The following is a 26,701-nucleotide window of genomic DNA, read 5'->3' as shown; positions in this document are numbered from 1 at the left end:
AAGGTCACGCTGCCCGCCTCGTCAACGGTCAGTAGCACTTCCGTGTGCCCCCGGTGGCCCTTCACTCGCCACGTGCCACTGGGACCTGGCCCCAGCACAACGACGCGTTTGTAACCGTCGGCCTCGACTACCGCCTTCGCCGCCCCGCCGGCAAGCGCATTGCCCGCCAATGGGCCGGCCATGTCCTGGCCTCCTACGGGTTCTATCGTAGCAGCGGCGGGCCGATGCGGCGGTTCTCCCGTCGATGGCGCAGGCCGAGAAGTCGCAGTGACCTTTCTCACAAGGGGAACGGGAGCGGGACGCATTTCGACTGCCCTCGAACTGCCAGTCTCATTCGAGGGAAGCGCGGGAGTGTCTGCGGCGTGGGCCAGCATACCGTTCGCCACTAAGCAGCCCATGCCCGAGAGCACTACGAGAACCAAGTAATTGTTAACATTCTCCTGCACCGCTGGAGGCTAAGGCTGAGCTCCAGCAGAGTTTTACCCACAGGCGATGCGATCTCAACCCAAGACTACTTCGCGCGGCGGCCCCGTATCACGGCGTCATGATCGGCCACGGCAACCTCGTCGACCTGTCCCCTTGGGGTTGGTGCAATGAGTGCTTGGGGGATCCCCTTTGCTCCAAGCGAACCGGCACTTAGCACAACGCCCAGACGCAAGCGCCATCCCGGATCTGGACGGCTGACCGAGGGCTGAGCGAAACGCTGGCTTCGACTAGGCAGAGTTCCCGCCGGGGTTCGGGTGTTGGTGGCGACCAAGCCGGTCGACTTCCGCAAAGGCATGGAGGGACTGGCGGCGCTGGTGCGTGAGGCCATGGGATCGGACCCGTTCTGTGGAGCGGTCTATGTGTTCCGGGCCAAGCGGGCCGACCGGGTGAAGCTGATCTTCTGGGACGGCACGGGCATGGTGCTGGTGAGCAAGCGGTTGGAGGACGGCAAGTTCCGCTGGCCCGGTGTAGCGGATGCGATCATGCGGTTGAGCGCGGCCGAGCTACAGGCCTTGCTGGAGGGGCTCGACTGGCGGCGTGTGCATGAGCCGCGACGGATAGCAGTGCCGACAGCGGCGAGTTGACTCGGCTGGCGCAAAACGGTCGCAAGCTGCGAATGCCTGTGATCCACTGCGCTTGTGAGCGCGCAAGTCGATGCCCTGCCCGATGACCCCGGCCTGCTCAAGGCGATGCTGATCGCCGAGCAGCTTGAGAGCGAGCGGCTGCGCCAGATCATCCGCGAGTTCCAGCGTCATCGCTTCGGCCGGCGGGCGGAGAGCTTGCCGGAGGACCAGCTTCAGCTTGCGCTGGAGGATGCCGAGCAGGCAGCGGACAAGGCCGAGGCTGAGCAGAAGAACCTGGCCGAGCGCAAGGTGCGAGCCGCCCGCCGGCGGACCAACCGCGGCGAGCTGCCGACGCATCTGCCGCGCATCGAGACGGTGGTCGATGTGGAGAGAACGACGATTACGCTTGACCCACTTAAGCGGCTGATTTGTCACTGCCATGGGTCCTGCTACGGCAATCCCTTCAGCAGTCGGTGCAGATATCCGAAATTTCTTGGAACAACCCATAAAGCGAAGTTGTTGAAGTCCCACCGTGATGCAATTGGGAACCACCGGTTGTTCCATCATCGGATTCGCAAATGCAAAATTGTGTGGCTACAATGAGATTTCCCATCCCCACCACCGGAGTGCTACGTCGGCGGGGCCAAAGGCGGGGCGCCCTGTCCCATACGGTCGCCGCTAATCTGCGCGCACGGGCATTGGCAACCGTCATTCGGGACATCTGGGCGGAAGGATTCATGAGCTACAACGCGGTAGCTCGGGAACTAAATCGTCGAGGCGTACCAACCCTCCGAAACGGCCAGCAATGGTACCCGATGACGGCTGGAAGGGTGCTGGTGCGAATGGAGCGGGCGGGACTAATTTGTATTCGACGCCCAGCCGCTCGTGGCTCTCACCTCCAGATTGCGTCGCGCGAGTAGCGCGGCCCGATGGAAGCTAGCGCGGCGAAAATCTTCGCCTTTTGGTTGTCAGCCGTACGCCTCCGAGAATGTCCGCGATTCTTTGGAGAGCGGCGCCATCCATCCGCGCCCAGGCCTTCGAGGCCCATTCCGATTCACGGGTAATCTGCTTGGGCCTGAACACCTCTGCAAATCGTTCCGCGTCGCCGTTGTCTTCAAACGCGGCATAGACTGTGATGCCCTCTGCTTTGATGGCGTAATTCCCAATCGCCCCCAATCGCACGGCAAGCCGTTCGACATCCGCCTTCACCACGGGAAGCTCGGGTGCTGTCGTCGGTTCTACGCTCACGACCAAGAGGTGTGGACGGTGATGGTCTCGCTGGAAATCCTCCCAATCCATTCTGGCCATGCAATCGACCTCGCCCGCGCCGGTGGTGATGAAAGGCTGGAAGCTAGTCCCGTTGGGGAATCGTACGGGTCACGACTAGTAGCAAGCCTCTAACGCGGCGGTGTTAGAAAAGGAGGGTACCGCGTATCTAAGAGGGGGTAGCTGGGCTTAATACATTGGCGGTGTCGCTTCCACGAAGGCAACCGCAGCCCGCCCAACTGTGGAAAGCCTGCGGCTGATGTTTGGGACCGTCGGGCTGTGGCCTTCGGGTGGGCTGTGTGGGACGGCAAATCGAGATTTACTTCTCGCTGCCGACTGTATTACCCAACTTGTGACAACACTGAAAATATGAAATCGATCGGCTGTGACTAACCGTGGCTGTGGCGCCGTCCTCACGAACCCCAGTAGCGTCCTTTGTCCGCGCATCATCTGAGGTCGGCGGACCGACAGGGAGCGCATCACTGGGAATATCGCAATCGTATTGCGCTTGGCGAAGAACAAACGTTCGCCTCTGGAGCAACTGATGGGCAACTATGCGCCATCGGCGCTGAAGGATTGCCTGCCGCGTGATCGCAGGATTCGACGCATGCGCCTGGTCGACCTAGCCGGGCCTGCTAGCGGCCGCTTCGCCGTGGCGGTACCTCGAAAGAACTCAGATCCGCTCCTGCTGTATGCGTCGACGCTGCTTCATGGTGCCCCCCACGCGGTAAGATTTGGCAGACTTTCGGGGGGCATACTGTGCGGGGCAAGATTCGCATTCTTTCGATGCTAGGCATGTCGTTGGCACTATTAGCGTGTGGATCGGGCAACGACTATGGTGGTCAAAGTGGGTATGATTACTTAGCCAGATGTCAATTGGTGGTCCGAGGGCCGCGCACTGATAGAGAGGTAGCGAGTGCAACCTATTGCGTTGGAGCAGTAAGCGCCCTTGTCGGAGTAGGCCCGTTACTCCTGCCACGCCATCAGTTCTGTTTTCCTAATGATGTCACTGCGGGAGAGGCAGTCCAAGTCGTTGTAGCCTACCTCGAAAGTAGCCTATCGCATCTGGATGAGGACTTTCGGCAATTGGCGATAGCTGCGATGAGACAGGCGTGGCCTTGCAAGTAGGAATACTCAGTCTCTCGACGTCTTTCTGTTGGGTGAACGGGCGGCGGCCGCGGCCAGATCAGGGCGGATATTCTGGATGTGCAATTCAGAGGCGAGAGTGGCTGGCAATCGGCAGCCGTTCATTGCAGCACTTCCTTGCTGTAGCGCCTGCATGCTCTTCATTGCAGAGCCGAAGGCTGAGACCTCGGCACTAGCAACGCAAATGCGTGGCGTCTTTCTGGCCTGTGAGCGCCGTGCAAGGATAAGAGGTTAAACGAGCGGTTCCGGCTCCACGGTTACGGAGTGCGGCGGCCTTAAGCGGAGGCTCTCACGGGCCTGCTGGGTCAGACTGCAAGAGCGCGGACATCCGTGCAGTTCAAAACGTGCTGAAATTCCACATCCGCCGCCGGCCGGCCGGCCGTGAAGTGAATGTCAACATCGAGCTTGGTGCACGGCCCTAAACCAACTTCGCAGGTAACGGATGTCCTTCCATCCGAGAGTCTCTATCGAGCGGAGGCATCTCGCCGCACCCGCGCGACCGCCTGCATACCTATTGCAGTGAGACCCATTGATAACCCTCGCTGCTCAACAAGGCCGAGCGAATACAAGCGGCTCAGATCATCTTCCGAAACGCTCCCCGCCCTAATGCCTCCTGCATTGGAAATTTGAATTAGCGCCGTCGTTTCCCGCGGACTCAATTCGAAGAGTTGGCTGTCTTGCACCGTGCCCTCCCGAAATTCGCCAGCCAATCTTGACAGATTGGCGATCGACTGAGGCGCTGTTACCTCTTATCAGCGGGGTTACCTCTTATGGGTTCCGCCGAACCTTGTGGCGGCCTAGAACTGTGGAGCACTGGTGTGTTCTGCGTTTCACGCGGCAATAGCGACTACCCCTGCAACACGTCAGCAATATGCAGCACTAGGAGCGCTTCGCCAGATCCCGCTCGCCAACGAGTTTGGCGAGCTGCGCCTTAAGGCGTTTCAAAATCATCCTTGCCGCCCGCACATCGTGGCCACCTTGATCCAGCTTCGCAATCATCTGCTGCTGAAAAGCGATGTTCTCTTCCAGACGCTGCACCTGGGTTTCGGCCTTTTGGGTTCTGCGGTTCATCCCGCCATTCTAGCAGTCAAATCGCTGCAAGGCGCAGATCAAACGCCTTTGGGCGTCGGCGAGACCCGTCTCCCACATCTCGATAGCAGGACGCCCCATCGCTGTGAGTCGGATTTTGACTTTGGTGGGCTACTGGCATGCCTCCCACCGTGACGGCTCCGTAGTAGGGCGGGGTTACTGCGGCCGTCGCCTCAAGCCTGGCTCGGTCAGCCGGCGAATTGCCTCTGATCGCGTCAAGCTTGCTGACGACGCATGCGCGTCGATCGCCTCCGATCATCTCGTGGCCAGCGCCGCACGATTGAAGTTCGCCGAGGTATGGTAATTTACAATATCTCGATCGTCGCGGGCTTTTCGCGGCCAGATACGGCTGACGCAACCCGCTGTCCAAAGAGTGCAGTATGACGCCGGTCGCCCGCCTGGATCGCGTCAGCGCTTGCCATCCCACGATGCGCACTTGACTATTCGGCGCCTAGATTGCTTCCGTTCGATTCGGTGCAGCCTGCGGGGAGAGCGGGGTTTGAGCGAGGACGACTTTGTTTCGCTGCGGCCTGACCAGCGCGTCGGCCGGTACCGCATCGTCTCCGTGCTGGGGCAGGGTAGCTTCGGCATTACGTACCGCGCCCTCGACACCGATCTCGGGCGCGAAGTTGCGATCAAGGAATATCTGCCGGCCGCCCTGGCGATTCGGCAGGACGGCACGACCGTGGTGCCACGATCCGGCAGCGCGGCTCCCGACTTCGCCTGGGGCCGCGACCGGTTCATCGCCGAGGGACGCACGCTGGCGTCGTTTCATCGGGTGCCGGGCGTCGTACAGGTCCACGACTTCCTCGAGGCCCACGGCACGGCATATCTTGTCATGGAGCTGGTGCGTGGGCGCACCCTGCTGGAGCAGCTCGAGCAACAGGGGGCCATCGACGCCGCGGGCCTCGACAGGATCCTATGGACCCTGCTCGACGGGCTCGAGCAGGTCCACGGGGCGGGCTTCCTCCATCGCGACATCAAGCCCAGCAACATCCTGATCGATGGCGAGGGGCGCCCCGTCCTGATCGATTTCGGTGCCTCGCGCACCGCCGTAGTTGGACGCTCGCAGGCGATGACCGCGATCTTCACGCCGGGCTACGCGGCAGCCGAGCAGTTCACCGCCGCCAAGCAGGGCCCGTGGACCGACATATACGGTCTCGCTGCCACGATTCATCACGCAATCACCGGCTGCACGCCGCCTAACGCGATCGACCGCGTCATCGAAGACACCTACACACCGCTCGCCGACAGCAGGCTCACCTTTCCACGAGCGCTACTGGCCGGCATCGACGCCGGCCTCGCCGTGCGCGCCCTCGAACGCCCGCAATCGATCGTGGAGTGGCGGAGATCCCTGTCCGCGCCCGACGCCGACGGCGGTGCGGCAGCCACCATCTTCATGGCTCATGCGCCCCCGGTCACCACGACCGCGCTCGCCCCAACCGCCACGCCAGCCGCTTCTCTGGCCGTGCCGCCGCCGCGCAATCGTCGTTTGGCGATGCTGGTTGCAGGCGTTGCGGCCCTCTGCCTGGCGACAGTGGCAGGTTGGTTCGCCATCGGGTCGCCTCCCGCGGGCCAAGTCCCATCATCATCATCGGCCGCGCAGGCTTCTGCACCGCCAGCCGTTGCGGCGGCGGCGCCGGACCGCGCCCAGGAGCAGCTCGAAGAGGCGAGACGCGCCCAGCAGGCAGCACTCGAAGAGGCCTCCCGCCTGCGCGCTGAAGCCGAGGTACGGCGCAAGGTGGACGAGGAGGCGGCCTTGCGGCGCAGGATCGAGGACGAAGTGCGCCAGAAGGAGGCTGAGGAGGGTGCCCGCCGCCAGGCGGCCGAGGAGGCCAAACGCCAGGCTGCGGCTGAACTCGCGGCGGCGGCCGCGGCTCGGCAGCAGGCCGAAGCCGAAGCCCGCAGTAGGGCGGCAGCCGAGGCGGCGGCGCGGCGCAAGGCTGAGGAGGCCGACCCCAAGGCAGCCGAAGACGCAGAGGCGGTGCTACGCCTCAGCCAGGCCGACCGCCAGCGCATCCAGGCCGCGCTTGCGGCGTTGGGATTCCCCACAGGCGGCAGCGATGGCGTGTTCGGCGCGCGGTCGCGCGAAATGGTCGCCGCTTGGCAGAGAAAGGCCGGTCGCGCCGCGACCGGATATTTTACGGCGGAGACCCAGGCGGCCCTGCTACGCGAGGCCGCCCCGGCGCTCACTCGCCAGGACGAGGATCTGCGCAAGTCAACCGCCGCGCAGCCGCAAGCGGCTGCGACGGCCAAGGTGGTGACGTCGTGCGAGGGCACCCACCGGGCGCAATGGTGCCGCGGCGCCTACCAGGGATTTCCGGCGAGCTGCTGGAGCGCAAGTACGATGATCACCAACGGCGTGATCTCGGGCAACTGGACGTCTCAGGCTACGGGCGAGCTGCAGAGCTTCGCTGGCAGTATTGACGCCGACGGCAACGTTCGCGTCACCTACAACGGTATCGGTACACAGACCAATGTCAACCGGCGCTTCACCGCGCTGATGACGGGTCGGATCGAGGGCAACGTCCTCAGCATCTCGGGCCGGGCCGGACCGAACGGCCGGGATTTTTCGGCCACCATTCAGTGCCGCTAGGCTGACGGTGGCGTGACCCGCGAGAGGCAATGCCTGTGAGAGGCGAATTGACCGCGTTTCGAACACCCGCCGGTCACGTCGCGTACCCGAGCCGGTGCGGCCATTGGGCTTTCTCACAACACCGTCAAGGCGGCGGTGGTCCCACCTATGGCAGCGCCTACCCACCACGCGTCTGCGGCTGCCTCGGCTACATCATCATCAAGCTGCCGGCGCGCGACTTCATTCCCGTGAGGCGACCGAAGACTGTAGTATGGCTCTCGGGCCGCTTGATTTGCGTTAGTCCTGCTTGATCGGCTCATCCCGGCCAGATAACGCCCCTCCTCGACCACTCGGGCGGTGTACTGACGGGACGTAAGGTCAATGGCTGCCGGTCTGCACCTTGCGACGGTGCTTCCAATCATGTGCATCGTCCCAATGGCAACTTCGTCGCTTTGTGATTTCTGGGGTACCAGACCGGCAGTCCGAACCCCGCGCTCTCTCAGGGCGCCCAGCAACTCAAGCCCTGACATTTCCGGGAGGGCCCAGTGGAGCAATGCTATTTGCGCGTCAATGCCATTGGTCAGTGCCTCGAGCAAAGCAGGCGCATTGCGAAGCATGACACCGAGAAACCCCGGTCGGCCAAGCCTGCGGATAGCACTTCCCGATAGTGTTCGTCGTCATCCACCAGGACTACGTCGGGCACATCGCGCGTTCCTATTCAAGGCGGCAGCCGGGCAGGCCCGCCTCGCCTCCAGAATCTGGTCACACCTGTATCTGTCAGGCTGGAGGCCAACCTCTAACCTAACAGCAAGATGCGGTGTCGCGTCTCTGCTCGACCGTGGGGTTGCTTCAATCAGGACAATGAGGTGCTGCCGCCGAGTGTCCGAGCTGTATTCGGCCTACGGATCGGCCGCGCGTAGCCTGAGGTCGCGCGGCAGCGCCGCGGGATCTCAACAATAAGATCGTCAGCGAGGGTGGCAACAGTGCCGGCCGGGATTCGAGATGCTCGTCTCGACAGTGCGCGAGGCGCATGTTCTTCTGGTGTGCCTTTTTGAGCGTTGCACATGATCAGTTTGCAAACTGATCGGGGCGGCAGGGCCTTGGCTCGACGGGAAGGCGGTCGGCATCAACGACGCAACCACTCCGCTGATCCAAATGGATCTGGCGGATGCGGCAGGACTTTTGATCGTCCACATCAATCTCACCTTCCAGAAGCTTCGCCAGCTAAATATCCTGTCGAAGGGACGCACCATCAACGTAGTTAACAGAGAGCGACTCGCCGATTTGGCCAATTTTGACGGCAGTTATCTCAACAAGCCGCAGCTGCTTTCACACTGGCCGGCAAAGATAGAGAGCGTCTCGACGCCAGCCATGCGCCCTTCTTTTGGGTACCTGTGACAGACCCTCCGCATAGAGACCAAACCGTTCCTGCGCGTGAAATAATAACCCTGATAATCTATTTCTTAGTCTGGAATTTCCGTCGCCCTCATCGAGACGATAGTTAGGAATTGGAAACCACTATCCTCAGGGAAGGGGGATGTCGCTCGCCACTGTCCTCGTTTAGGGAGACGGTCCGCGGGGCGACCATGGGGCAAGATTGTCCGACGCCCTCGCGGAGGGGGCGAAGTTGCTGCTCCTGCGCTCGGCTCATGAATCCACACAAAATAGCGAGGCTTTTGCGGCCCACCCTTGGGATTCTCGCCAGTTCCAAAGCACGAGCTGAGTAGAGATCATCCACCTTGAGAAAACCTGCGTTCGCCAAAGCCCGGGCAGCGCCAAGCTGCAGGCCCATGCGCTCCCAAGCCTTCGACGCTAGCCAGTACTCTTCGAATGACGAAGGTTTGCGCCTGATGTCAGACAACTCTCCCCCCAATCCGTGCTCGTAGAAGTATCCGAGATGACAATGCCCAACGGGCGCGAGCCCGCCGAGTCGGTTTGTCACACTTTCGATGAATAGGTACGCAGATCGTGCCCCGCGGCGTGGTGTAGCTGACGGTTAGTCACTACGAGGATCTCGGGCGAGAGCCGGGATCGATCAGGCTGCCGCAGCAGGCAGCCCGACGAGAGGATCATCGCTGACGGGAGCGAAGCTTTCCAGAGTGATGTAACGGGCGCGCTGGACGGCCCATTCGTCGTTCTGTTCGAGCAGGACGGCGCCGACGAGTCGGACGATGGCGGCCTCGTTGGGGAAGATGCCGACGACCTCGGTGCGTCTCTTGATCTCGCCGATCGGCCGTTCGATAGGGTTGGTGGAGTGCAGCTTGGCACGGTGCTGGGCTGGGAAGCTCATGTAAGCCAGCACGTCGGTCTCGGCTTCGTCCATTAGGGCGGCCAGCTTCGGCACCTTGGGCCTGAGCTGGTCGGCGACGCGTCGCCACTGCTGCTTGGTGGCCTTGGCGTCGTTGTGGGCGAAGGCGGTGGCGATGAAGGCGGAGACGACCCGTCGGCCGCTGCGGCCGGCGTGAGCCAGGACGTTACGCATGAAGTGGACGCGGCAGCGCTGCCAGGTGGCGGTGAGGATCTTGGAGACGGCAGCCTTGATACCTTCGTGGGCATCGGAGATCACCAGCTTGACGCCACGCAGGCCGCGCCTCGCCAGCTTCCTGAGGAAGGCGGTCCAAAAGGTCTCGGCCTCGGACGGGCCGATATCCATGCCCAGCACCTCGCGCCGGCCGTCGGTGTTGACGCCGACGGCGACAATGACGGCGACCGACACGATGCGGCGGCCTGGCGGACCTTCAGGTAGGTGGCGTCGATCCACAGATACGGCCAGTCGCCCTCGATCGGCCGGTCGAGGAAGGCCTTCACCCGCTGGTCGATCTCCTCACACAGCCTCGATACCTGGCTCTTGGAGATGCCGCTCATGCCCATGGCCTTAACCAGATCGTCGACCGAGCGGGTCGAGACGCCCTGGATGTAGGCCTCCTGGATCACCGCGGTCAGCGCCTTCTCGGCCATCCGCCGCGGCTCGAGGAAGCCCGGGAAGTAGCTGCCGCGGCGCAGCCGGGGGATGCGCAACTCGACCGTGCCGGCCCGTGTTTCCCAGTCCCGGTCCCGATAGCCGTTGCGCTGCACCAACCGGTTCAGACTCTCTCGCCGTGGCCCGCGCCGGTCAAGGCGCCGATCTCGAGTTCCATCAGCCGCTCAGCCGCAAAGCCGATCATCTCGCGCAAGACATCGGCGTCGGGGGCCTTCTCCACGAGCGTCCGCAGGTTCATCATCTCGTTGGTCATCGGTGGTGTCCTCAGGTCCTGAGTTGGTCTTCGCAACCCGACCCTAACCCGGAAATCGCCGATGACCGCCGCAAGGCCGCTCCCTCGCTACAGCGCTAATGGAAAGCGCGCTCGCTCGCGGCCTTGCTCCCGCCAGTTACACCACCACCTGGGACACGACCGGTACGCATTATCGAAGTAGCTTCACCCGTGGCCGCCACCCGTCCTACACTATGGGCGTTCGTTCCCTGATCCTCGCGGCAAGGGCTGGGCTCATTGCGCAAGACCGCGGCGCAGATTTAGCACGCTCGGGTGCCGGCGCCCGTCCCGCGCTCCACATCGATATCGTGACGACGCCGGTCGCTCGCCCGGCCAAACCGACGAGGACTTCTGGCATCGTGCTTCCTGATGGCGCGCGTTGCCCGCTACCTGCTCCGTTCGCCCGTCAACTCGGCGAGTTGGCAGGGCCGGGATGAACCCTGATACATCACAGGGTCATGCAGAGCGACCTCGCCGCCACGCGAAAGCGTCAGCCGCACAAATCGCGAGTGGCATCGGCAGCAGATCGCCGAGTAATTGTCGAATCACTGGCTACGTTGTGCACAAAGCCCAGCGTGCGGCAGCTGAGTAGCGGAAGTACCCGTGAAACCGCTAGACGACTTCGCTGCTCATAATGTGGGCGGCGGGTTCACATTGCCGCCGGTGTTCCGCTCGTACAATCTCCTAGAGGCGGCGCGGCAGCACAGCAAAGCTATAGGGCACCGACCGGCGGGACGTCAGGCGGCCGAAACTTCGGCCCGCAGCACGCGTACGGCTGCCCGGCGGAACAGCGAAAGGCCTATTGGTCATCGTTGCTAGAGCCAAACGACTGACCTAGCGAGACGAGCTGAAACGGCACACGCTCCGACATACTTGTCTGATTTCGACTCAGCGAGGCAGAGTCACCGGTTCGCCAATGCTGCGACTTCCGAGCGATAGGAACATCCTCTGCAGCTTTCGGGCGGAGCCATGAAATCGCTCACCTGTGTCGACATCTTCGATCTCGATAATTCTGGCGCTCCGCCGGCCTACAGCATTAATGGCATGCACGCGGAACCTGCCGCCGGAAATCAACCATGACGTGATGGCTTGAGCCATGACGGATCCTCGAATTTCGCTGATGTGTATCGCACCACCTGAGTCCCACACCCTCTGCTCGCGAGGCAAGGGCCTGAAAGTGGCCATCTGGTGACAGCGGCGGCCATTCACGGAATATGCGGGTTTTGCTGCACTCCGAGTTGGTCCTCATCCTTCACTTCGCACATGCGAAGCCATGCCGATATTCGATCACGATCGAAGATGCTAAAGGACCAAGTGAATTTGCCACAGCTGCGATCTGGGATAGGCATCGGCGCTCTTAGCCAACATACTGTGCCTCGGCGGCGCCATTGATCTTCGACTTCGAAAGGGATGGCTGCCTCGTTTTGCCACCATGGCACTGGCGTAGGTTCCGGCACCTTTCGTCGGGAGTATTTGTTTGTCTCGACCGCCAGGCGCTGCCATCGGCGGCAGGGGCGGCGGCAATCGCTGCTATCGCCCAGGAATTATTCGACTATCCAGTCCGCCCGCGAACTTGGTCGGGATGGCTGGTTGACGTGAGATTCTGCACAAATGTTCTGCCGGATTGGATAGGAGAGTTAGCGTCAACCGTCGTTCCGCTGTCCGGCCTAAAGCCGAGCCAGACCCATGAAGGCGCTCGCCCCCATCGACGTCCTCGATTTCGATGATGCGCTCTGGATGACCGCCGACTGGTTTGACCGAATGGATGCGGTACCGGCCGTTGCAAATGAACCAGCGCTCGATTGCTCGCGGCATGTGTCTTCCTCATTTTCATTGCTGAGCACATTGAACGGCTGGCGTGCTGCGCCACACCGAGCGCAAATTCAGAGCCGCTACCGCTCTCCAGCCTCACGTACGACAAACTTCGCGACTTTGATGTCATCTGCCGAATAAAAACCCCGATCCATGCCGTTCCGGACCTGGTCAATGAAGTCATCTTCGGCTGGACGACCTTGGCATTCAATGACGACGGGATAGGAACCTTTTAAGGTGTCTTTGACAAAGACGTCGACAATCTTCATCACCAGCAATACTCCACCCATAACCGGCCCCGAACAGTCGGAGGGACGCAGCCTCGCGGCCTGCGGAGTGGCAATGTTACTCGCCTCGGCGCCGCCGATTGTCTCTTCTTCGCCCTTGGCTGGCGGGCGTCTTGACATGAACTATCATAGCTGTCTCGCCGCATTCTCACCCGAGGTCCGAATTGGTACCTCATAGGGCGAGGCCGGTTTGCCTTGGGACACCCATGAGCACTGACCTTTGAGAACTAGCGGCTGCTTGTACGCAGCTTAAAGGATGCTCGATGGGCGACGTTAGCGGCGCGCTGCCCCCATAGGAGAAAGTAGAACTAGGATGTGACCGACACGGTCGGGCAGCGGCAGTGCAGGGCGTTACCAGATCATAGGCTGCTCCAGCTGGGCTATCCTTGGAACAGGTCACGGCTCGGGCCGGCAGCGCGATAAGCCTCCCTAGAACGTCGCCGACCCGCGGGGCAGTATCGCGACCACCCTGGCGTTTCCTCCATTCAACCGTGGAACGACACCGCGACCGGGAGGTGTTGGAAGTTGTGAAACCAATTCTACCACCCGACCGAGCAAGCTACCGCGGGGTCGGGCGAGATGGCACGAGAATGAAGAAGTATCTCGAATGCGCTCAACGGATCACCAATGCGGGAAGGGAATACTCGAGCTGATTGAGGAGTGGCCACGTCCATTGTTCTGCATCCTCGGCGTAGCTTGTCAGAAGTTGAAAATGCGACGATTACGGTTTACTGCAGTCATAGCCCTTAGGTCAGCACGAACAGATGGCGCTCAGTGCCCTTGCGCCGGGCCGCAGGTGGCGACGTCACGCAATCCCAATCGTCGTAGGCATTTAGATCGCGCGAGCTGGGCTGCTGGTGTTTGTCTTCCCAACATGGCTAACATTGGCTAGTCCGCATCCGCCGAGACCGTCGTATCGTCGTGCACCAACTCGGCGACTGAGGAACAGCGTATTGGGCACGATGCAAGGGTCGTACTTCCCGAGCACAGGCATGGGTTCATTCGCCGAAAGCGTGCACGACGATCGCGTCGGTTGCCCGCTTCTGTGAACGAGCCGTCGCTCGCCCCGTCGCCATAATGTCGGCGTTTGAAGAAGGCTCTGGTGCTGCGGCTATTTCGGCTTGCCTTCGCGCTGCGCCTCGGCGAGGTTGCGCTCAACAACCTCGCGGTAGCGCACGAGATCGACGCCACTCAACTGTGGCGGGTTCATCGACGGATGAATGACTGGATTGGTCGGCTTGCCGTTACTCCGCAATTCGAAATGCAAGTGCGGGCCGGTCGAGCGGCCGGTGTTGCCAACAAAGCCGATCAGGTCGCTTTTCTGCACGCGCATGCCGGGCGCGATGCCGGGCGCGAACGATAGGAGATGGCCGTACAGGGTCGAGAGCTTCTCTTCGTGCTCTATCTCGATCCAGTTGCCATAGCCACCATTGGCGGCCGCGCCGGTAACCACCCCGTCGGCTGCCGCATAAATGGGCGTTCCGATGTCAGCGGCGAGATCGATTCCCTGATGCATGACGAGCGTTGCGCGCGGGGCGACCGCGCGGGCTACGGAACCCGACGGAGCCGCTGCGCTTCGCGATGGAACTGGCGACAAGCCCATTGAGCGACCGAGCAGTGTCGGGCCGGCCCCGGCGCGCGTCTTCACCGCCCGGCCTTCAGCGGTCGCCGTCGAGTGGCCCTTACCAACCGTGTTAGTGGGCTTTGGCTTCGCGGATGGGGTGACGCGGACGGGTCCCATGGCCAAGGCGTGCTGCTCGTCGAGCGGATCGGCGCGCAGACCGAAGCCCGAGGTGATGCTGATCCGGTCGAGTGGCAGGCGCACCGACATCTGCTCAGTGCTATGGCCCGTCGCCAGCCAGAACGGCTCGGCACTGGACTTGCCGATACGGAAGCGATGGATGGCCACAGTGCCTTTCGCCGCGGTGCGCAGCTCGGCCCACAGCACGCGGCCGGCGCCGATCGAGTCACCCTCCGTAGTGTATCCTTGTTCGTACTGCACCCAGAAAAGATCACCGCCTTTAACATCGCGCTCTAGGTCGATGGCCGTGGCCAGCGCCCGCAGCGCCTCGGTCATTGCAGCAGGAGGTACGCCCGCTGCCTCCGTGGACGCAGTGAGCGATCCAACGACGACACCCCAGGCATGCAGCTTACGGGTAAAGGGTAGATGGCTCCACTGCACCTGCTCGGAGTCACTGCCCAGCAGGCGCTCGGCGGCAACCTGCGCCTCATCTGGTGACGCGGCGTCAGCTGGTGATGCAAAGCAACAGAGAGCTGCGGCAAGCGCCGCCCAAGTCTGCTTGATCATTTGCCCTCGGCAAGAGTGGCGCGCTGGGCGGTGTCGTGGATCATCCGGTCGAACCCGTCTCGCGGATTCCTCCTTGGGGCTTGCCGTAGATCTGCAGACCGTGCTTTGCCCGGTCCATCGGCGGCAGGTGCCCCACAGTCCGCAACAAGAGCGGAGGTCTTTCGATCCTCAATCGAGGGTCTGTCCACCAGCGCGATGACATCGTTACCATTTCCCAGAAGTGAAGCGCCATGCCACCCACGGGCCATTCCGAAGAGACCGCATCATTTGATACCCTGCCTGCTACTGGTGCGGCAGTGACCTTGGGCGATGCATAATGAGTACACCCGCAGAGCATGCCGGGCGTTGGCATCCCCAAATTTGCCACTCGAGATGACACTGGGCCCGCCAAGCTCGCTGGCCCGTTACACCACTCGCAGGGTCCCGCCGTACGAACATGGCTCTTTGGCGACTTTCAGAAGCTGCTGACATTGCAAGTCGACAGCTGTTTTCGATGTTCGCATCAAGCGGCTACGCGGATGCTGGAGAGCGGTTATCCGACGTCAAGGGCGAGGCAAATGGTGCGGCCGGGGCCGCATCCGGCTCGCCGCCATTGTTGATATGACTGGTTTCGTAGGATCAGCACCAACGCGAAGAGTTGCACCTCATCGTTGATGCGGGACTCGCCAGCAGAAGCGCTGAACGGTCGACCCACAGGCGAGACCAAAGCTGGATGGTGGGGCTGTGTGGGCTGATCCGGCTTTGGTCTCCGACGCTGCGACTCTGTTGGTCGGACAGGCTCATAAACTGAGCCTCGCAAACGCTCCCAGGAGAGTACGTTTTTGACCGCACTTCCGCGCTGGTGCGTTTGGGTAAGTCGCACTGCAGGGCGAGCGACGGAGGCGAGAATCCGACATTGGCATGCGGCCAACTTAACGTGTGCTTATTCGTCGAGCCTAACGGTGCAGAGGTGAGGGGCACATGCTCAAGCTCGTCATCCTGGGTGCTCTGCCGGGCGAGAGGGCTGCTCCTGCCGCGAGTTGCATTCGCGATCTGTGGCCGAAAACCAAGATCATTCTTCTCTTCGAGCGCGCGCATCGAGCGATTACCAGATTTGCGAGGCGTCTGAAATCGATGCGTGGATTCCATCGTCGTGTCGCTGATGTACTTTTCGGCACTCCTCAAAAGATTCTCGGGGGGGCTTAAAATCCTAGTCCATGAGACTGCATCTCGTGCGGTGATTGCCTTGCCATCCGCTCGGCTACCGATCGCACCGGTTGTGACGGATGAGGAGGCACCGATTGGAGCCTTCGACGGCTCTTATTCAACTCGGGTTCGTCACGGCCTGTCGGCACGGGATCCTGCGAAAGATGCGGGTGGCCCTCTCGCGCGAGGTGATACCGAACAAGCCGCGCCGACACTCGATGGTGAACACCGTCGCAGACCGGCAGCGGCAGGCTCAAGGAACTGCAGACCATCATCAGGCAAGAAAGAGACGCGGAGGCGGCGGCCTTGTGTGACTTGCCGGCACCCACAACCTCTGTTGCGCCGAACGATCTAAGCGATGGTGCAAGGCAACCCCGGCCCAATGCCCGCATCCACGGGAGCTTTGTTAGAGACTAAGCTCCCGCCCCAAGCTGAGTGCTGCATGATGACAGGGGGGCCGGGAGAGACGGTACATCTGATTGCACAACCTCGGCGCTGACCAGCAACCGGCGAATCGCCCTTATGCCCGCAAAAGTCAACTTCGCCGAGTTGCCGTTGTGCACGACAAGCCAGCCTGCGGCCTCCGCGACATCAAAGGCCCGCTTAAACTGTTCGGCGTGCTGAATCCCGGCTCGTTTTGCGGTGTCGCCGAGCCACTTCCATGGCATCGGTTCGTGCTAGGTGTCCTCGTAGAGAGCGAAGGTGAACCGCATGGCCATGCTGTGGTCCCCCTTTGCCGTCGAGGACTGTCCGCATACGCGGCTAGCTCGTTTCATCTGTGCTCCCAGACCCTCAGGGGGGCGCGGCTTCGGCAGAGGCGGGTTGGGAGCTGGGAGCAAACAGGTCCTGCCTTTCGCATCGGCGCGTCGCCCAGAAAGGCCCGCAAACTTTCGTTGGACGGCGGTATCCACTTCTGATCGGGATACTGCTGTTCCACATATACAGCCAGATCTGGCCATCCGAGCTGCGCTCGACAAACATTTTGGCCCCCCAATCGGCCCACACAGGCCGTCCCAAACCGACCTCGACTCTACAGCGGGCATGCTCGTTCGGACCTTCGGCAACCCTCAGTCGATCGCGCGTCGCTTCCAGGAGATTCTACCTAGCCTAGGTCCCTCTTCGTCTATTACGAGACATCTTAATGAAAGTTGTCCCGAGCTATCCGCCGTCCTTCGTCAGTAAGCGCGACTAGCCGCACGACGTCGCCGCTTTTTTGTCGCCGGTCGAATACCTCAATCCAACCGCGCTCCACGGCTCGCGCGAAGGTTTCTACCGTCTCATCAATGTCACGTAACAGCCGCGACGCGTCCGGCGTCCCGTTGATGGCGACGAAAAAGTTGTAGACAAGGCAACGAGCAGCAACATCGACCCTGTCGGTGTGACGGCTAGCTTTGCCCCCGTGGCTGACTTGTAGATGCCTTGCCATAACCCCGTCATAGTTCGTCGTGCCGACGCCGTACACGGGTCTAAAGAGTTACCTCAGATCGCGAAGGAAAGAGAGCGCCGCGCGAGCGGGCGCTGTTGGCGAGATCTCAAATTGAGACCACTGGCAAGCGGCACGGTTAGCGCATCCGATGGCTCCGCATGATCATTGATTTGTGTCGCCAAGCTTCAGTGCTGTACTCTCGTCGACGATTCGAAGCCAAGATGACAAGGGGTTCCTACTTGGCCATCGGCCGAAGCCCAGAGGGGCTGATTACGCCGCTTTCTGTTTGCTATATTTCGCAGAGACTCGGCGTAGCGGCCGGGTTGGCGGCGAGTCGTTCCCACTCCCCGGTCAATCCGACTTGCGCCAGCGGTAGCCGAAGGCCCTGTAGCATTCGATCTCTTGGAACCTTGGATCCAAGGCCCGGAACTTATTGCGGATGCGCTTGACAGCTGAGCGCACGTTGACCCGGTAACCGTTCGGCCCATGGCCAGAGACAAAACCTTCATGGCGCAATCGATCATAGATGGCGCGATAGGGGAAGTACTGACCGGGCCGGGATCTCAACAATTCGATGATCTTGTACTCACCGATCGTCAAAGCGAGGTCTGTGCCGTTCCAGAAGCCACGGGAGTTCTGGAGGAGGAGCTTGCCGCAGTTTAGTCCTTCCTCATTTGTGGCCGACTGGTTGAGGCGCGCGAACGCTGCGGCAAGCTTCAGCGCGTTGACCATTGAGTTCGCGGCGCTCGGGCCTTCGACAGCGCCGGAGCCTTCGCCTGTCGGCGTCATCCGCGACGCTGACCCGTTGATGAGGAGAACAGGGACGTTGTTACCCGATGTGGAAAACTGGGCCATTGCTTCAAAGCTCGACACGTCCAAGACGCTGCGGTCGAGGACGACAATGTCGACATCGAGACCGCTCCCGGAAGGACGAAAAACCGAAGCGGTGTCCACCATCTGGACGGAGAAACCCAAGTCCAACACTTGCTCCTGCACTTCTAGATCTACGTTCGTCAAAACGCGGATTGGCTTCGCCTTTTGCGAGGCATATTGCGGGACGACGGCTACTGGGATCGTGACGTTGTTGTGGACAGCAGTCATTGGATGGCGTGCAAATTCTGGGGCTGAAACGAAGGCCACCTCAACGTAGCCCGCGCGCGTGCAGCCTATGGCCGGCCTAAAGAGTTACTCACAACGCGCCGATTGGACGGGGCAATGCGTAGTGCCTTCGTCCTTGGCGAATTGCCGTAGCAATCCGACCCCAAACCTTGGACTCGATGAAAGCTCCACAAACGTCGGTGCCATTTTGGGCGAGCTCGAGGATGTGCTGAAGATCGCGCGTGGGGCAGTCTTTCCATGTTTCGATTTGAGTGCATCAGGCATCCGACGGCGTCGATCGGCCCTGTAATCGACGAGCCGGCATCATGCCGACGACGCTTGGCATGTGCCCGAGGATACCCATCCCAGTCGGTTTGTGCGTTGAGTGCGTTTGTCAGGATCAGTCACCGTCGGTTTATCGCGTTCTACCGTTCCACAAAAAGGCCAACTGTCAGCAACGCTGCACTTGGCAGCAGTAGCAGAGCGAAAAGGCGCTGGTCGGAATAGGGCACGGCCGGCCCGCCGTTCGACAAGGCAACTGCCAGCGTCGCGATCATCGCAACGAGTACGAGCACCAGCCAACCGATGGCGAAATTCTTAAGTATCTGAGCTATGTTCGTTTTCATCGTGGCAGCCAAGAAGCGGGCCAGCTTGCGCGGGCGGTGGTGTGAGCACTGCGGCTAGCCGGGAAAGAGTCTTCGCGCCGGCCTTGGATTGGGGACAGGGCAGCCTTTCTTAGCAATGCCGAGCTTTACAAGGGGGGATCGTTCGGGCGCCCTCCCAAATAGCCGACACGGGGTCTCGGCGTTACCTCTTGAGAGGTAGCGTGCCAGACTCGCACCCTCACATACTGGTCCTTAAGGTGGTATTCGGCAAGGTGACGCGCGCGCAGAGTGTGGACTAGCCAAGCGTCTTCGGAGTGGGCAGGCAGTGACGGCGTAGTCCGTGATCCCAAGAACGCTCGCAACATGAGTGCTCTATCTGCTCGCGACAGCACGATAGAGCCCAACGCCGGTCATTGCGCCGAGCCACCGCGGTGAGCGGTAAGGAATCCATGACGCCCCTACTCAGCACTGCTGACCAGGCTCCCCCTTCTTGAACGCGCAGCACCCCTTTTTCTCACAGTGCACTTGTTTGTAGGCTTGCTAGTATTTCAATGGGGCGTGCGCGTTGAGCGCGCCTCGCTCCACTGGGGCGGCCGGATGGACACGGCGTCGTCGGCCGCCAATCCAGCCCCGTGCTGGGCAGGAGGGAGCCGCCAATGGTCTCGGAAGCTGTAGACAGTGCTGCCCGCTACCTACTTTGCAAACTCTACGATGCGACAGCAGGTCGACCGGATGCATGGCAGGTTCTAGGCAACACTGAAGAGCGGCCGGAGACTATAGCCCGAGCCGTGGAGCGTGGCTGGATCATCATCCGAGATGATCGTATCGGGCCGATCAAGGTGCAGAGTGGCTTACTGACCGGCGAGGGACGGCGACTTGCGCAGAACTGGGAGGACAGGGTAATGAACGCCCCCAAGTACCCTCACCATCTGCCGGACGACAAGTGGGCAAACCGATGAACAGCCGCAGCAAAGATACAGCGGCAGGAAGGCATGCGAAACGGTTAGCCTCGTTGGTTTGCTCTGATGCTCTGGTTGTCCTAGTCGCAAACGGTCGCACACGTCGCAGCAGAAGATTATCACGTGACCATCGCCTTCGCCTTGCCCCCGGGCTGGCAGCCACGCGGCGAACGCCATCGCCGAACCCGACACGTACTTGGCGCGATGGCGCCTTCGAAGCCGATGTCCAGCTCCGGCGGTCGCGATGATGCCGTTGCACGTGAGCGAGCCTTGGCGATGCTGATCACCAAAGACTGCGATGTGGTGTAGACGGATGCCCCGCAAGGTTGTGTGCCTATGCGCAAGTCCAAGCCGCACAAGCGGTTGGCGTGCGGGGGCCAAAGTTCCCGAACCTCCTTATGCCCTTTCTAAAACATCAGATGTCTCACGTCAGGACGAGCCCATTTTGCGGTGCAGGCGAGAAATCGACGTTGGCATGCGGCCAACTTAACGTGTGTTAATTCGCCGAGCCTCACGTTCCAGCACGGTGCAAAGGTGTGGGACTGTGGGATAGTGCAGCAAATCGGAAAGCTTGTAGCCACGCTCATCGTTGAACCGCGCTCGCTGGTACGCCAGGCGCTGGGTTCACTGATGGTGAGCCATTCTTATCTTGTGATCGGTAGCGTCGCCTCAACGGCCGACATCGACAGTTCCTTTGCTTGTCGCAGTCGTGCCCAAGCTTGTCATCCTGGGCGCACCGCCGGCCGAGAGGGCTGCTCCTGCCGCGAGTTGCTTCGTGAGCTGTGGCCGGAAACCAGGATCATTCTTCTCTTCGAGCGCACGTCATCGAGCGACTACTAGAATTGGCAGGCGTCGGAGATCGATGCGTGCATTCCATTGTCGGTGTCGCCTGCTGTGCTTATCGGCACTCTTCAACAGATTCTCGGCGGGATCTCAAAATCCTAGTCCATGAGGCTGCATCTCGTGCGGTGATTGCCTTGCCATCCGCTCGGCTATCGGCGGTTGCGAACCGGCATCTCCCTGCTATCCGCACCCGTATCGGCCTTCAGGGCACGACGCCGGGCCGAGAGCCAAGCGTGGAGAGCGCGTGTGGCTCACGCGAGACGTGAAGCCTGATCCTCATTTTGGGCTCGGCCGGCGGTGGCTGGTCCAAGTCACGTCCGCTTCTGAAAGAAGCTGCGCGTGCTCGCGGGGTACCTCTCATGCATCATTGAGGTTCGGCTCTCTAGACATAACCCTTTGGAGTCGCGCATGTGCCCCCTTTTTCTGGTGCCTCTGCCGGTCCACCAACAGAAGTAGGCGGCAGCGGTGGAGATCAAGGTGAGCTCAAATGAACAATATCCCGGTTGGTCTTGTCTCGGCCCCATTGAAGCGCGGGAAAGAAAAGCTGACCTCGATGCCTCACTTCCTCCTCGCGCTGGCGGTGCGTTCCCGGTACCTGGCCGCTAAGGCCCGCAGAGAGGCACATGCGCTACCGGGGGATCCGATTGCACCGCGCTTGATCGAGGTAGCTGAGAAGCTCGAGGACGATGCCATGCGCAACGAAGAAGAGGGCAGGAGCCGATTAGCGCAGCAGGGCAAGGCCGCTCCATTTCCTCAGCTCGACAAAGATGCTGGAGCGTCGGGTCGAAGTTGTGGAAGGCCACGGCCAGCTGCTGGAGGCCAACAGCCGTGAAGTCGCGCGCCGATACAAAGGGGTTAGTTTTGGACATTCATGCGCAAAGCAATTGACACCGCTCCGAGGAATGGCGAATTTGTTATTCTGGAGGATGGCGCGCGCGGCACTATTGCGGTGGCTCGCTGGTCGCCCGAAGCCGAACAATGGCTCGGTGAGGACGGCGCGCCTATTCAGCTCAACGCAACACATTGGCATGCGCCGCAAAACCGCGATGAGAAGGGCTCGCCCAGTCAGCTCAATGCAACGTATTGGCAGTCGCTGACCCCGGCACGGAGCGTAGTGGAGACGGCCGACGAAATCGGATCGCCCCCGGGTCCGAGCAAGTTATCGGCTCGGCGTATTCATCGCGGGGCTTCGCGCGCCGCACCTGGCGGCATGACTGCGCAAGCGCAGCGGACTGCAAACCCAGGAAAATGCGTTAATGCAGGGTTCGACGACCGCACTTTGCTGTCGGCACTTGCGCTTGGCGGCCGCTGGATCGTCCACAGACGGCGCAGCATCGTAACGATGGCGGCCTGCCTGCTCGTCGGCGCGGCATTCGGGCCATTCCTCTATCGCGGCGATCTCGGCAAGTGGCTCCTCCATCAAACAGCATCGGAGAACGACTCCGGGTTGACGCAAGCGCTTCGTCAGGAACAGGAGCTGGCCAACAGGCTTGCCAGCGATGTGACAGCGGCGCGGCTCGAAGCAGAGTCGCAAGCGGCGTTGATTCGCCGGGCAAGCGAAGCGGCAGACCGGGACAAAGAGGTCAGTGAACGCGCCCTCGTCGGATTGCGTCAGGCACTGCAGCAGGAGCTGCTCAAAACCGAGAAGCTCACCGGCCAACTTGCAGAGGCGCAGCGCGACAGCGCCGCTCAGATCACGTTGGCCCGCAAGACAATTGATGACGCCGCACGAGCAGAGGCAGAAAGGGAGCGCGTCATTGGCGAACTGCGCCAGGCACTGAAGCAGCAAGAGGATAGGACCGCCCAGCTTCGTCGTGAAGTCGAGGGCAAGACGGCACAGGCAAATGTCCGTACGGTCGAGCAGCTGGCATTGAAACAGGAGCAGGACAAGGCCGAGAAGCTTCGCGTCGAGCTCGCTGCCGCGCGGCGTGAAAATGAGTCACAGGCGGCGATATTGCGTTCGGCAAGTGACGAAGCCGCGCGCATGAAAGAGGCGAGCGCGCGTGCCATGGACGAGCTTCGCCAGGCTCTGCAGCAAGCGCAAGGCAAGGCTGAAAAGCTTGACGGCGAACTAGCTATGAGGCGACAGGAGGTCGAGGCGCAGAAAGCGGTGGCACAGGCGGCGAAGGATGAGGCCCAGCGGGCGGAAGGCAGGAGTAGACGAAGCGCCGAAGAGCAAAGTCAGGCCCTACGCGAGGCACAAGGCAAGGCCGAGAAGCTTGCAACCGAGTTGGCAGCGGCTCGGCGAGCAGTGCAATCCCAGGAAGCCATGGCAAGTTCGGCGAAGGACGAAGCCGCAGATGTGAAGGAAGCGGCTGAACGCAGCGCCGACGAGCAGCGACGCGCACTGCAGCAGGAACGGGACAGGATAGAGAGGCTCACCACCGAGCTCGCCGAGACAAAGTCGAGCCTGGAAACCCAGGCAAGGGCAAAGGCCGCTGAAGAAGCCGCCCAGGACGGCCAGTTTGCGGCGTTACGGCAGGAGTTGCAGAAGGCCAAAGCAGAAGCAACGGTTGCCCAGCAATCGCTCGAGGTCGAGCGCACCCGGACGCAGCGTGTCGAGCAGCGGTTGACGTCAATTCAGGAGAGCACAGGCGGTCGTGGCGGCCGCTCGCCTGCAGCAGCTCCGCCTACCGTCGGTCAAGCCTCCATTGCGGCAACTTCGGTGCCGGAAGCACAGACGAATGTCCCGACTGGGGGTGCAGCGCTGCCCGCGAACTCGGCAACGCGGACGGAAGCGAGCCTTGAGCAGGGTAGTCCGCACGCCATTCGCCTGATTGCGCGCGCCAACCATCTGCTAGACCAGGGGAATATTGGCGCCGCACGAAACATGCTCGATCGGGCGGCGGAAATGGGCAGCGCAGAGGCCCTATTCTGGCTGGCTGAGACATATGATCCATTGCTCCTGTCTGCGCGGAAGACCATCGGTACTCAGAGCAACATCACCATGGCGAGAGAACTCTACGGCAAGGCGCTGGCTGGCGGTGTAACTGAAGCCAAGGTCCGATTGGAAGCGTTGCAGCAATGAACGGGAGCGCGACAACGACATGAAGGGGATCGGGAGCGAACAATGAGGCCGAGAGTTACAAGGCACAGGTGGAGTTGGTTTGCGTTATGTGTGGTGATCGTTCTTACGCTTCTGCCGGCCACAGCCGAGGCACAGGATCGACCGGCCCAACGTGCGCCGACCTATGCCGAGCGGCAGGACAAGATCAACGCCTGGACGGTGGGCCTGGCCGCAGGCCTTCTCGAGGGGGCCCCACTGCGGTTGGCTACAGAGATGTCCCGGGTGGTTGATGACGGGGAGAATCTTCACGTCTTGCCGATCGTCACCCGCGGTCCGACTGAGAACCTCAATTCTCTCCTATATCTGCGCGGAGTTGATCTAGCGATCATCAATTCCGACTCGCTGGATGAGTACAAGGTTGCGTTTCCGGATATCGGGCTCCATGTGACGTATCTGCTCAGTCTTTTTCCGTCCGAGCTTCACGTTTTCGTCCGACCAGAGATCCAGAGTCTTCAGGATCTCGTGGGGAAAAGGGTGAATTTCAATACTTTGGGTACGGCGGCCGCCTACTCCGGACCACTGATCTTCAGTCGCTTGGGCATCAACATCGAAAAGACCTTCATTCCCCATCAGTTGGCGTTGCAACAGATGCGCAAGGGGGATATGGCGGCAGTCGTTTTCATTACGACCAAGCCCGTAGACGCCTTCATTCGCGGTCAGTGGGAACCTGGTTTTAAGTTTCTGCCGGTGAACTACGACTCAAAATTCGAAGACTATTATCTGCCAGCGTTTTTGGAAGCTTCTGACTATCCGGCACTGGTGAAGTCGGGCGAGCGCGTTGCGACGTTGGCCGTACCCACCGTCCTCGCCACCTACAACTGGCCGGTGAACTCAAACCGTTATCAGCGGGTGGCTCGCTTCACCGACTATCTCTTCGGCCGTGTTGGCAAGCTGCAAGTCCCCGGCTTCGATCCCAACTGGAAAGCTATCAATCTGGGCGCGACGGTGCCGGGCCTGAACCGCTTTTCCGCAGCGCAGGAGTGGCTGGACCGCCAGGGTCGCCAGGACGCGCGGAAGCAATGAAATCCGCTGCTGCCTGCTTGCCGATCGCGCTCGCGTTGGGGGGCGCCTCCGCGATGGCGCAGGCCGTCGGCGATCCCATGGATAGAGTGCGAAAGTGCTCGACGCTCTCACACACCGAGAGGTCGAAATGTCTAGACCTGCTCTCTCGCGAAATCGGACCTGGGCTCGCGCGACCGCAGTCAGCGTCCGGCTCCGAGGGGACGGCGACGCCAGAGAATTGGGTCGTCAGTGAAACGACTTCACCGATCGACTATTCGCCCGTTGTAATCGCCACTGCCACAGCCAGAGGTGCTCCTGACGGCCCAGGCATGAAGCTTTCGATTGCCTGTCGCGGTGGGACTACGTCTTTGGTACTCAGTAGTCCTAACGCCTTGCCGGCGGGCGATGGCTATGGTGTCTCCTACGCTGTCGATGGGGGGCCGCCAACGACGCTTCTGGCCAGCGCCACGACATCTGGGACGGGAATGGCCCTCGGCGGTGACGTCGCGGGTTTTTTGGTGTCGCTGCCGGCTCAGGGCGAGATTGCTTTCCGCATAGTCGGCCGCTGGGGCATGACACTGGAAGGACGCTATTCCTTGGCGAGCTTGAAAGGCACGCGCGAGCGAATGGTCGTTTCCTGCCGATGGCCTCTCAAACCCGATACGCCGCGGAAGTGATGACGGCTGGGTATGCGTGACCGAGTTCAGGAGGGTATAATGGCAAAATTGATGCATTCAGTGCTGCTCGCATTGAGCACGGTAGTTCTGTCCTTGGTCAATGCGCAGCAGCCGGCGTTGGCGCAAAGCAAGCAGTCAGCGGCATCGCCAGCCGCACCCGGCATCGAGAAAGTGGCACATCGGCTGATCCTGCAAGTGAATACGAATGAGCCCGCAGTGATGAACTTGGCGCTCAACAACGCAGCGAACGCTGAACAACACTACAAGAGCATCGGAGAGAAGATTCAGATCGAGATCGTTACCTTTGGACCGGGACTCAACATGCTGCGCGACGATACCTCGCCGGTAAAGGAGCGGATCAAGTCGCTAGCCGAGACCTCGCGGTCGATCTCGTTTGCTGCCTGCGACAATACAAGGGCTAACATGAGCCGGGCCGAGCAAAAGGAAATACCGCTCATCTCGCAGGCCACGATTGTGTCGTCTGGTGTGGTGCGGGTAATGGAGCTGCAGGAACAGGGTTGGAGCTACGTGCGCCCATGACTCACGTGAGGGACTGGCCGGCCAGGCTCTTCTGTATCGCTTCTATTCAACGAAGGTGGGCCTGAGGATCCTCAGCCGGGCCCAGCAAGTGCGTGCGATCCACACCAACATGATCCCGATCAAAACACCGCTGGAACTGAATGCAAGATCTTGAAGGGAAGCCTGACGGCCAGCTGCATACAACTGGCCAGCCTCCAAAATCGCGGCATAGCCAACCAAGAAAAGGCACTGCACAGCAAGCCGCCGCGTCGTTCGCGCCGCAAGTCCCGTCACCGTCGCGGCGCCGAGATACGCGATCAGGTGTTCTACGTGCCCGCCGAGTGATGTGCGCGTCATGGCGTCTGCCGGCAGCCACGCAAGAACCGCGAGAACGATGACGAAGCCAAGGAACGCTGCTTTCCAAAGCATGGGGATCGGGGTTTCAGCAGGCTGTCGGTGCAATGTCGCGTCCAGATTGGTGCCTGTAGCAGACACTACAAGTGTGCGGACTTCCAATAACTACACCGGAGTACCTAG

Annotated in this window: 18 protein-coding genes and 2 pseudogenes; 11 read left to right on the top strand and 9 right to left on the bottom strand. The window is 61.2% G+C overall.

Annotation, left to right across the window (positions count from 1 at the left end; all coding sequences use genetic code 11):
- Positions 1 to 740: 740 nt before the first annotated feature.
- Entirely contained in the window at positions 741 to 1,070 is a 330-nt protein-coding gene (gene tnpB, locus RSO01_RS34850; protein WP_246159021.1) for an IS66 family insertion sequence element accessory protein TnpB, read from the top strand.
- A gap of 54 nt (positions 1,071 to 1,124) precedes the next feature.
- A pseudogene (locus RSO01_RS49145) lies at positions 1,125 to 1,439 on the top strand (transposase domain-containing protein); the annotation flags it as partial.
- A 546-nt stretch (positions 1,440 to 1,985) separates the two neighbouring features.
- Here the strand turns inward: RSO01_RS49145 and RSO01_RS34840 are convergent.
- Positions 1,986 to 2,357: a hypothetical protein gene (locus RSO01_RS34840; RefSeq protein WP_147155213.1), complete on the bottom strand. Its 372-nt coding sequence runs from the start codon at positions 2,355 to 2,357 to the stop codon at positions 1,986 to 1,988.
- A 744-nt stretch (positions 2,358 to 3,101) separates the two neighbouring features.
- Between RSO01_RS34840 and RSO01_RS50035 the strand changes: the two genes are divergently transcribed.
- The gene (locus RSO01_RS50035; protein WP_373867973.1) at positions 3,102 to 3,443 is read left to right on the top strand and encodes a Rap1a/Tai family immunity protein; all 342 of its coding nucleotides are present in this window, start codon (positions 3,102 to 3,104) and stop codon (positions 3,441 to 3,443) included.
- 897 nt (positions 3,444 to 4,340) lie between these two features.
- On the opposite strand, the gene RSO01_RS34835 is transcribed toward RSO01_RS50035, so the two are convergent.
- On the bottom strand, positions 4,341 to 4,532 hold the full coding sequence (locus RSO01_RS34835; RefSeq protein ID WP_147155212.1) for a hypothetical protein: 192 nt from the start codon (positions 4,530 to 4,532) through the stop codon (positions 4,341 to 4,343).
- Between the two features lie 517 nt (positions 4,533 to 5,049).
- Here RSO01_RS34835 and RSO01_RS49580 point away from each other — a divergent pair.
- Complete coding sequence (locus RSO01_RS49580; protein WP_147155211.1) at positions 5,050 to 7,146, top strand: protein kinase domain-containing protein; 2,097 nt, start codon at positions 5,050 to 5,052, stop codon at positions 7,144 to 7,146.
- A gap of 1,059 nt (positions 7,147 to 8,205) precedes the next feature.
- Positions 8,206 to 8,523 carry a helix-turn-helix domain-containing protein gene (locus RSO01_RS34825; protein WP_308933109.1) on the top strand — a complete coding sequence of 106 codons (318 nt, stop codon included), beginning with the start codon at positions 8,206 to 8,208 and terminating at the stop codon, positions 8,521 to 8,523.
- A gap of 637 nt (positions 8,524 to 9,160) precedes the next feature.
- On the opposite strand, the pseudogene RSO01_RS34820 reads toward RSO01_RS34825, so the two are convergent.
- From RSO01_RS34820 to RSO01_RS34810, 3 genes and pseudogenes are all read right to left on the bottom strand, one after another.
- A pseudogene (locus RSO01_RS34820) lies at positions 9,161 to 10,358 on the bottom strand (IS256 family transposase).
- Positions 10,359 to 12,268: 1,910 nt separating this feature from the next.
- Complete coding sequence (locus RSO01_RS34815; protein ID WP_147155209.1) at positions 12,269 to 12,595, bottom strand: hypothetical protein; 327 nt, start codon at positions 12,593 to 12,595, stop codon at positions 12,269 to 12,271.
- A 991-nt stretch (positions 12,596 to 13,586) separates the two neighbouring features.
- Entirely contained in the window at positions 13,587 to 14,783 is a 1,197-nt protein-coding gene (locus tag RSO01_RS34810; RefSeq protein ID WP_147155208.1) for a M23 family metallopeptidase, read from the bottom strand.
- A 960-nt stretch (positions 14,784 to 15,743) separates the two neighbouring features.
- Here RSO01_RS34810 and RSO01_RS34805 point away from each other — a divergent pair.
- A complete protein-coding gene (locus RSO01_RS34805; RefSeq protein ID WP_147155207.1) occupies positions 15,744 to 15,968 on the top strand; it encodes a hypothetical protein in 225 nt (74 codons plus the stop codon).
- A gap of 1,138 nt (positions 15,969 to 17,106) precedes the next feature.
- Here RSO01_RS34805 and RSO01_RS47775 read toward each other — a convergent pair.
- From RSO01_RS47775 to RSO01_RS34795, 3 genes are all read right to left on the bottom strand, one after another.
- Positions 17,107 to 17,430 (bottom strand): hypothetical protein, encoded by a 324-nt coding sequence (locus tag RSO01_RS47775; RefSeq protein WP_170303585.1) that lies wholly within the window; start codon positions 17,428 to 17,430, stop codon positions 17,107 to 17,109.
- Positions 17,431 to 17,745: 315 nt separating this feature from the next.
- Positions 17,746 to 18,495 (bottom strand): winged helix-turn-helix domain-containing protein, encoded by a 750-nt coding sequence (locus RSO01_RS34800; RefSeq protein ID WP_147155206.1) that lies wholly within the window; start codon positions 18,493 to 18,495, stop codon positions 17,746 to 17,748.
- Between the two features lie 422 nt (positions 18,496 to 18,917).
- Complete coding sequence (locus tag RSO01_RS34795) at positions 18,918 to 19,118, bottom strand: hypothetical protein (RefSeq protein ID WP_147155205.1); 201 nt, start codon at positions 19,116 to 19,118, stop codon at positions 18,918 to 18,920.
- 1,490 nt (positions 19,119 to 20,608) lie between these two features.
- Here RSO01_RS34795 and RSO01_RS47770 point away from each other — a divergent pair.
- From RSO01_RS47770 to RSO01_RS34775, 5 genes are all read left to right on the top strand, one after another.
- Entirely contained in the window at positions 20,609 to 20,896 is a 288-nt protein-coding gene (locus tag RSO01_RS47770) for a hypothetical protein (protein ID WP_170303584.1), read from the top strand.
- Positions 20,897 to 21,386: 490 nt separating this feature from the next.
- Positions 21,387 to 21,731 (top strand): hypothetical protein, encoded by a 345-nt coding sequence (locus RSO01_RS34790; RefSeq protein WP_147155204.1) that lies wholly within the window; start codon positions 21,387 to 21,389, stop codon positions 21,729 to 21,731.
- Positions 21,732 to 21,770: 39 nt separating this feature from the next.
- On the top strand, positions 21,771 to 23,927 hold the full coding sequence (locus RSO01_RS34785; RefSeq protein ID WP_147155203.1) for a coiled-coil domain-containing protein: 2,157 nt from the start codon (positions 21,771 to 21,773) through the stop codon (positions 23,925 to 23,927).
- A gap of 42 nt (positions 23,928 to 23,969) precedes the next feature.
- Positions 23,970 to 24,989 (top strand): TAXI family TRAP transporter solute-binding subunit, encoded by a 1,020-nt coding sequence (locus RSO01_RS34780; RefSeq protein WP_147155202.1) that lies wholly within the window; start codon positions 23,970 to 23,972, stop codon positions 24,987 to 24,989.
- Between the two features lie 695 nt (positions 24,990 to 25,684).
- A complete protein-coding gene (locus RSO01_RS34775; RefSeq protein WP_147155201.1) occupies positions 25,685 to 26,185 on the top strand; it encodes a DsrE family protein in 501 nt (166 codons plus the stop codon).
- Between the two features lie 42 nt (positions 26,186 to 26,227).
- On the opposite strand, the gene RSO01_RS34770 is transcribed toward RSO01_RS34775, so the two are convergent.
- Positions 26,228 to 26,593: a VanZ family protein gene (locus RSO01_RS34770; protein WP_170303583.1), complete on the bottom strand. Its 366-nt coding sequence runs from the start codon at positions 26,591 to 26,593 to the stop codon at positions 26,228 to 26,230.
- Between the last annotated feature and the right edge of the window lie 108 nt (positions 26,594 to 26,701).

The sequence above is a fragment of the Reyranella soli genome, assembly GCF_007992495.1.
Lineage (GTDB): Bacteria > Pseudomonadota > Alphaproteobacteria > Reyranellales > Reyranellaceae > Reyranella > Reyranella soli.
The sequence above is the reverse complement of the archived record's forward strand: the minus strand, read 5'-3'. Positions and strand labels throughout refer to the sequence as shown.

What these genes read in the sequence shown, in the direction of transcription:
- RSO01_RS34835 (WP_147155212.1), bottom strand. Translation starts at nt 4,532, where the DNA reads ATGAACCGCAGAACCCAAAAGGCCGAAACCCAGGTGCAGCGTCTGGAA.
- RSO01_RS34840 (WP_147155213.1), bottom strand. Translation starts at nt 2,357, where the DNA reads ATGGCCAGAATGGATTGGGAGGATTTCCAGCGAGACCATCACCGTCCA.
- RSO01_RS34780 (WP_147155202.1), top strand. Translation starts at nt 23,970, where the DNA reads ATGAGGCCGAGAGTTACAAGGCACAGGTGGAGTTGGTTTGCGTTATGT.
- RSO01_RS50035 (WP_373867973.1), top strand. Translation starts at nt 3,102, where the DNA reads ATGCTAGGCATGTCGTTGGCACTATTAGCGTGTGGATCGGGCAACGAC.
- RSO01_RS34795 (WP_147155205.1), bottom strand. Translation starts at nt 19,118, where the DNA reads ATGAAAACGAACATAGCTCAGATACTTAAGAATTTCGCCATCGGTTGG.
- RSO01_RS34800 (WP_147155206.1), bottom strand. Translation starts at nt 18,495, where the DNA reads ATGACTGCTGTCCACAACAACGTCACGATCCCAGTAGCCGTCGTCCCG.
- RSO01_RS34810 (WP_147155208.1), bottom strand. Translation starts at nt 14,783, where the DNA reads ATGATCAAGCAGACTTGGGCGGCGCTTGCCGCAGCTCTCTGTTGCTTT.
- RSO01_RS34775 (WP_147155201.1), top strand. Translation starts at nt 25,685, where the DNA reads ATGGCAAAATTGATGCATTCAGTGCTGCTCGCATTGAGCACGGTAGTT.
- RSO01_RS34790 (WP_147155204.1), top strand. Translation starts at nt 21,387, where the DNA reads ATGAACAATATCCCGGTTGGTCTTGTCTCGGCCCCATTGAAGCGCGGG.
- RSO01_RS34805 (WP_147155207.1), top strand. Translation starts at nt 15,744, where the DNA reads ATGCTCAAGCTCGTCATCCTGGGTGCTCTGCCGGGCGAGAGGGCTGCT.
- RSO01_RS34770 (WP_170303583.1), bottom strand. Translation starts at nt 26,593, where the DNA reads ATGCTTTGGAAAGCAGCGTTCCTTGGCTTCGTCATCGTTCTCGCGGTT.
- RSO01_RS34815 (WP_147155209.1), bottom strand. Translation starts at nt 12,595, where the DNA reads ATGTCAAGACGCCCGCCAGCCAAGGGCGAAGAAGAGACAATCGGCGGC.
- RSO01_RS34785 (WP_147155203.1), top strand. Translation starts at nt 21,771, where the DNA reads ATGCGCAAAGCAATTGACACCGCTCCGAGGAATGGCGAATTTGTTATT.